Origin of the sequence: Streptomyces sp. NWU339 (assembly GCF_003143855.1) — a bacterium.
Classification (GTDB): domain Bacteria; phylum Actinomycetota; class Actinomycetes; order Streptomycetales; family Streptomycetaceae; genus Streptomyces.
Genome location: NZ_QFRK01000145.1, coordinates 1 through 4,937 on the forward strand (window position 1 = coordinate 1; position 4,937 = coordinate 4,937).

General features: G+C 74.2%; 6 protein-coding genes. 5 read left to right on the top strand and 1 reads right to left on the bottom strand.

All coding sequences use genetic code 11. From position 1 onward, the window contains the following. Positions 1–72 precede the first annotated feature (72 nt). From DIZ27_RS44445 to DIZ27_RS44455, 3 genes are all read left to right on the top strand, one after another. A complete protein-coding gene (locus DIZ27_RS44445; protein ID WP_109383921.1) occupies positions 73–1,089 on the top strand; it encodes a glycosyltransferase family 2 protein in 1,017 nt (338 codons plus the stop codon). Then, positions 1,073–1,882 carry a polysaccharide deacetylase family protein gene (locus DIZ27_RS44450; protein ID WP_109383922.1) on the top strand — a complete coding sequence of 270 codons (810 nt, stop codon included), beginning with the start codon at positions 1,073–1,075 and terminating at the stop codon, positions 1,880–1,882. The genes DIZ27_RS44445 and DIZ27_RS44450 overlap by 17 nt, the downstream gene beginning before the upstream one ends. A gap of 107 nt (positions 1,883–1,989) precedes the next feature. After that, positions 1,990–3,084 carry a DUF5925 domain-containing protein gene (locus tag DIZ27_RS44455; protein WP_109383923.1) on the top strand — a complete coding sequence of 365 codons (1,095 nt, stop codon included), beginning with the start codon at positions 1,990–1,992 and terminating at the stop codon, positions 3,082–3,084. Between the two features lie 11 nt (positions 3,085–3,095). Here DIZ27_RS44455 and DIZ27_RS44460 read toward each other — a convergent pair whose 3' ends face one another. Then, positions 3,096–3,464: a GntR family transcriptional regulator gene (locus DIZ27_RS44460; RefSeq protein ID WP_181384037.1), complete on the bottom strand. Its 369-nt coding sequence runs from the start codon at positions 3,462–3,464 to the stop codon at positions 3,096–3,098. A 71-nt stretch (positions 3,465–3,535) separates the two neighbouring features. On the opposite strand from DIZ27_RS44460, the gene DIZ27_RS44465 reads away from it, so the two are divergent. Further along, a complete protein-coding gene (locus DIZ27_RS44465; protein ID WP_109383919.1) occupies positions 3,536–4,465 on the top strand; it encodes a GNAT family N-acetyltransferase in 930 nt (309 codons plus the stop codon). Next, positions 4,446–4,937 (top strand): DUF402 domain-containing protein (locus DIZ27_RS44470; RefSeq protein ID WP_109383920.1); only part of this gene is annotated, 492 nt, incomplete at its 3' end. The genes DIZ27_RS44465 and DIZ27_RS44470, both read left to right, overlap by 20 nt.

Genomic DNA, 4,937 nt, shown 5'->3' on the forward strand with positions numbered 1-4,937 from the left:
CTCTTGAGCGACCCCGGCATCCCCGGCATCCCCGGTGCCGCCGGCGGCTGTGGTGACACCGGCATCTCGGTCGTGATCTGCGCCTACACCGAGGACCGCTGGGAGGACGTCCTCGCGGCGGTCGCCTCGGTGCGGGCGCAGTCCCGGCCGGCCCTGGAGACCCTGCTGGTCGTGGACCACAACCAGGTTCTGCTGGACCGTCTGGTCGAGGAGTACCAGGACACCGACGACGTGCGGGTGCTCGCCAACGCGGGCCCCCGCGGCCTGTCCGCCGGCCGCAACACCGGCATCGCCGCCTCGCGCGGTGAGATCGTCGCCTTCCTCGACGACGACGCCGTGGCCGAACGCGACTGGCTCAGCCACTTCGCCGAGGGCTACGCCGATCCGCGGGTGATGGCGGTCGGCGGGCGCACCGAGCCCGTCTGGGCGTCGGGCCGGCGTCCCGGCTGGTTCCCCGAGGAGTTCGACTGGGTGGTGGGCTGCACGTACCGGGGGCTGCCGCGCGGGCGGGTGCGGGTGCGCAACGTCCTCGGCGGCAACGCCTCCTTCCGGCGCAGCGCCTTCGACGCCGCGGGCGGCTTCGCCACCGGTATCGGGCGGGACGGCGACAAGCGCCCGCTGGGCGGGGAGGAGACGGAGCTGTGCATCCGCCTCAGCCGTGCCCGGCCCGACGCGGTCCTGCTGATCGACGACCGCGCGGTGATCCACCACCGGGTGCCCCAGGCCCGCGAGCACTTCCGCTACTTCCGCACCCGCACCTACGCCGAGGGGCTGTCCAAGGCGCTGGTGGCGCGGAGCGTCGGCGCCGGGAAGGGGCTGGAGTCGGAACGCCGGTACACCACGCGTGTCCTGCCGGCCGGGGTGGTACGGGGGTTGCGCGACGCCCTGCTGGCCCGGCCGGGTGGCGCGGGACGCGCGGGCGCGATCGTCGCCGGGGTGCTCACGGCGGCGGGCGGATACGTGGTGGGGAGCGTGCGGGCCCGGCGGGGCGGGGTCACGTTCTCCGTGGTGGACGTCGGCGGCGAGGCCCGCCGTGCCGGGGTGCGCCCGGGCGAGGAGCAAGGAGACGCCCATGGCCGACGTGACTGACGAACGCGTTCCGATCCTCATGTACCACTCGGTGGCCGCCGAGCCCAACGACGCCACCCGCGCGCTGTCCGTGACCCCGCAGGCGTTCGCCGAGCAGATGGCGGTGATCGCCGAGCGGGGCCTCACCCCCGTCGACACGGCGGAACTGGCCGCCTGCTGGCGCACGGGACGCCCGCTGCCCGAGCGGCCGGTGCTCGTCACGTTCGACGACGGCTACGAGGGCGTGCACCGGCACGCCCTGCCCGTGCTCGCCCGGCACGGCTTCCCGGCCACCCTGTTCGTCTCCACGGGCTGGCTCCGGGGGCCGCACGACACCGGTGGCGGCCTGGACACCATGCTGGACTGGGACCAGGTGCGCGAACTGGCCGACGCGGGTGTGGAGATCGGCGGCCACAGCCACAGCCACCCGCAGCTCGACCAGCTCGACGACCGGCGGCTGCGCTCCGAACTGATCCTCTGCAAGGAGATCGTCTCGGACCGACTGGGCCGCGCGCCCGCCTCGTTCGCCTATCCCTACGGCTACTCCAGCCGCCGGGTGCGGGAGGCGGTGCGGGAGACGGGGTACGCGCAGGCGCTCGCCGTCGGCAACGGTCTCGCCCGCCGGGCCCAGGGGCCGTACGCGCTGCGGCGCGTCACCGTGCGCCGGTCGACGGACACCGCCGAGTTCGAACGGCTGGTGGAAGGCCGCGCCCTCAGCCGCGTGTTCGTCCGGGACCGGGCCCTGACCAAGGGGTACGCGGTGGTCCGCCGGGCGCGGCACGCGCGGCGGCTGGCGGCGCCCGGCCGGCGGTGACGCCGTCCGGCACGACCGGACCGGCCGCTGCCCCGGGCCACCCGAGTGACCCCGCGCGCCCACGGAAACCGGGTGCGCGGGGCGCCCGGGTGACCGATCATGGCGGCATGCCTGCAGACCCGTGCGACGCCCTGCCGATCCGGCTCAACGTCGACGACAGCGACTCCCCGTCCGACGTCGTCGACGCGCTGTTCCTCGGCCGCTTCGCAACGGGCGAGCAGCCGTTCTCGCACGCGGCCACCATCGACCGGGTGCGCTCCGCCGCGACCCTGCTGCCCACCGGCGCCGAGGTGCTGCGGGTCGCCCGGGACGACGACCGGAGCGCCACCCTGGCCGAGGGCGACGGCTGGACGCTGCTGGTCTCCCGCTGGAACCGGGGCGCCGACGTCACCGTCACCGCGACCACCGCCGAACTCGCGGCGAAGATCCTGGACGAGGCGACGGACGGTGCGGCGGACGAACCGGAACCGCAGCCGGAGAACGTGCCCATGGGCTTCTGGTACGTCTCCCCGCGCCGTGGTCCGCACCGCACCACACGGCAGATCTCCGCGGGCACCTGGGACGAGATCCGGCCCAACTACACCGCGCCGGTGGCCCACGCGATGGACCGCCTGATGAAGACCACGCCCGAGGGCATCGCGGGCCGGCTGCTCCTGCTGCACGGCCCGCCGGGCACCGGCAAGACGTCCGCGCTGCGCACCCTCGCCCGTTCCTGGCGGGACTGGTGCCAGGTGGACTGCGTCCTGGACCCCGAGCGGCTCTTCTCCGACGTCGGCTACCTGATGGACATCGCCATCGGCGAGGAGGACGCGGCGGGCAAGGGGCGCTGGCGGCTGCTGTTGCTGGAGGACTGCGACGAACTGATCCGCGGCGAGGCCAAGCACACCGCGGGACAGGCCCTGTCCCGGCTGCTCAACCTCACCGACGGCCTGCTCGGCCAGGGCCGCAACGTCCTGGTCGGCGTCACCACCAACGAGGACCTGGAGCGCCTCCATCCGGCCGTCGTCCGTCCCGGCCGCTGCCTCGCCCGCATCGAGGTGGGGCCGCTGACCCGGACGGAGGCGGTGAACTGGCTGGGCCACGAGGACGGCGTCGGCCGCGAGGGCGCCACCCTGGCCGAGCTGTACGCCCTGCGCCGGGGCACCTCCCCGACGGCACTGCCGGAACCGCGCGGGAAGGCGGAGGCAGGGCTGTACTTGTAGCCGCCCGCGGTTCACCCCCCGTAAGCCGCCCGCAGCGCGTCCCGTACGGCGGCCAGGGCCGCTTCCTCGCTCAGCCCGAGCCGCCGCACCCGCTCCGCGTAGGCCTGGGCCGCCGACGCCGTCTCCCGCTCCGCGGCCGAACCCGCGGCGGCGACGAACGTGCCGTTGCGGCCGCGGGTCTCGATCACCCCGTCCGCCTCCAGCGCACGGTAGGCCTTGGCCACCGTGTTCACGGCGAGGCCGAGCGTCTCGGCCAGGCCCCGCACCGTCGGCAGCCGGTAGCCCACCGGCAGGGCTCCCGACCGTGCCTGCTCGGAGATCCGCGCCCGCACCTGCTCGTACGGGGGCGCGCTGTCGTCGATATGGATCTTCAGGGTCACGGCCCGATTGTCCCGCACCCGGCGGAAAATGAGAGGCAGTCCCAGCGCGTCCCCACGTAACGTGCGCCCCCATGGCCATCCTCGTGCGCGACCTGCGCCCCGAAGTCCCAGCCGACGTCGAGGGGTTCTCCCACGTCCGCAGGCTCGCCGTCCCCTTCATGCTGTCCACCCCCGAGTCCGTGCTGCACCATCTGCGGCACTCCCACCCCGACGCCCACTTCGGGCAGCTCGTCGCCGAGGAGGACGGGGAGATCATCGGCACCGTCCAGCTCAGCCTCGCCCACGACAGTCCGGAGCCCGGTCAGGGCTCCGCCAACGTCTACGTACGGGCGGACAGGACCCGGCGCGGCGCCGGGTCGCTGCTGCTGCGCGCCGCCGAGGAGCGCCTGGCCGCCCTCGGCGCCCACAAGGTCTACACCTGGGTCATGGACGCGCCGGACAACCGCGCGTTCGCCGGGCGGCGCGGCTACCGGGCCAGCCGGTCCGCGTACTTCCTGCGGCTGGACCTGGCCGGCGGCACCCTGCCGCCGCTCCAGGATCCGCCGTCCGGCGTCGAACTGCGCACCGGCGCAGACTTCGCCGACGACCCGCGCCCGCTGTTCGTCCTGGACGCGGAGGCCTCGTCGGACGAACCGAGCGACATCGACACCGAGTTCGCCGACTACGAGGCATGGCTCGAGGCGACCTGGCGGCACCCGCTGCTCGACCTCGCCCTGACCACGGTCTCGGTGGTCGACGGCACCCCCGCCGCCTTCACCGCGGCCTACACCGACGGCGCCGGCCGCTACAGCACCGCCATGACCGGTACCGCCCGCGCCCACCGCGGCCGGGGCCTGGCCAAACTCGCCAAGAACGCCTCCCTGCACCGCGCCCGCGCCGCCGGGTGCACGGAGGCCTTCACGGGCAACGACACCGGGAACGAACCGATGATCGCGATCAACAAATGGTTCGGCTACGAGATCTGCGCAACGGAGGTACGCCATGTCCGCGAACTCGCCTGAGGGCCCCGCACGCGTCGAGGTCGTCCTCGTCAAGGCGGGCCGCACCAAGATCCGCTACCCCGCCGACCTCCTCTCCGACGACGGCACCCGCGTCACCGTGCGCGCTCCCTGGGCGGGCGACGGCACCCGCGACTTCGGCTTCGTCCGCTTCGAACCCGGTGACGTCTTCACCGAGTACTACTGGCGCGACCGGTGGTACTCCGTGAAGGAGGTGCGCACCGCCGGGGGCACCCTCAAGGGCCACTACTGCGACATCACCCGCCCGGCCGTGCTCACCGGTACGGAGCTGGTGGTCGAGGACCTCGACCTGGACCTGTGGCGCTCCGCCGACGGCACGGACGTACGACGGCTCGACGAGGACGAGTTCGCAGCGAGCGGCCTCCCGCAGGCTGACCCCCGGGCAGCGGCCACCGCCGTCGCCGCCCTCGACGAACTGGAAGCCCGAGCCCGCGGAGACCAGMGAGGAACTCGT

Coding starts and splice junctions, on each gene's coding strand:
- DIZ27_RS44450 (WP_109383922.1), top strand. CDS start 1,073: ATGGCCGACGTGACTGACGAACGCGTTCCGATCCTCATGTACCACTCG.
- DIZ27_RS44455 (WP_109383923.1), top strand. CDS start 1,990: ATGCCTGCAGACCCGTGCGACGCCCTGCCGATCCGGCTCAACGTCGAC.
- DIZ27_RS44465 (WP_109383919.1), top strand. CDS start 3,536: ATGGCCATCCTCGTGCGCGACCTGCGCCCCGAAGTCCCAGCCGACGTC.